The organism is Virgibacillus carmonensis (assembly GCF_057836705.1).
Window position 1 is genome coordinate 1 of the sequence record NZ_JBYQFJ010000099.1, and the last position, 888, is coordinate 888.

The 888-nt window shown below is 37.4% G+C and carries 2 protein-coding genes; both read left to right on the forward strand.

Going from position 1 to position 888, the window contains the following annotated elements; translation table 11 throughout:
- The first annotated feature begins 2 nt into the window (after positions 1-2).
- Positions 3-128 (forward strand): polysaccharide biosynthesis C-terminal domain-containing protein, encoded by a 126-nt coding sequence (locus AC3G7N_RS20705; protein WP_489424053.1) that lies wholly within the window; start codon positions 3-5, stop codon positions 126-128.
- Between the two features lie 5 nt (positions 129-133).
- Positions 134-871, forward strand: a complete 738-nt coding sequence (locus tag AC3G7N_RS20710) for a sulfotransferase domain-containing protein (RefSeq protein ID WP_489424052.1) — start codon at positions 134-136, stop codon at positions 869-871.
- Positions 872-888: the final 17 nt, after the last annotated feature.

Sequence of the window (888 nt, forward strand, 5' to 3'; positions counted from 1 at the left end):
TGATTGAGAACGTAACGGATGGTGAGATGATTGTTTTATTTTGGGCAAATGAACTATTTGATCCGGATAACCCGGATACCATACCATTGAAGGTCCAGCTGGACGAAACTGATGAAAAGAAAGGATGATAATTGTGTCAAAAGACAAGACATATACACTTCAGGAAGACGATACTTGCCTTGTAGCCTATCCAAAGTCAGGAAACAATTTCCTGCTATTTCTCGTCGCCATGTTATTATACCGAAAAAAAATGGACTGGGCCACAAAGGGTGAAATGATTCAAAATGTGTCGAGTGAACCAATCAAAAATTTGCCAACCCCGCATCTTGTATGGAGTCATAAAAGGTATGACCCATCTTATCCTAAAGTTATTTACCTTGTAAGGGATCCCCGGGATGTTGTCGTTTCCTATTATCACCATTTCCAAAAGTATTATGGTGAAAGCCGTGACTTTGATAAATTTTTTGAAGCGTTTATGGATGGGAAAATTGGCCCCGGATTATGGGACACGAATATAGAAAGCTGGCTTGACAATCAGAAAAAAGTTAAAAATGGTTTTCTGCTTGTTAAATATGAGAATCTTCTTCAAGACACTGCGAAAGAAGCGCACAGGATTATTAACTTCTTAAACTTAGACAGGACAGAAAAAGAAATCAACGAAGCGGTAAATTGGGCCTCTTTCGATAATATGAAAGCATTGGAAAAGAAACAGCAATCCCATATAAATGGTAGTTCATCGTTTGTCAATAAAACCATGCCTTTTGTAAGGGAAGGCAAAGCGAATAAATGGAAATCTGTTTTGAGCAATGCGCAGCAGCAGCAAATTATTCAAACATTTAATAAGACTTTAACAAGGTTAGGGTATAAATAAAGCACTCATTTTAAAAG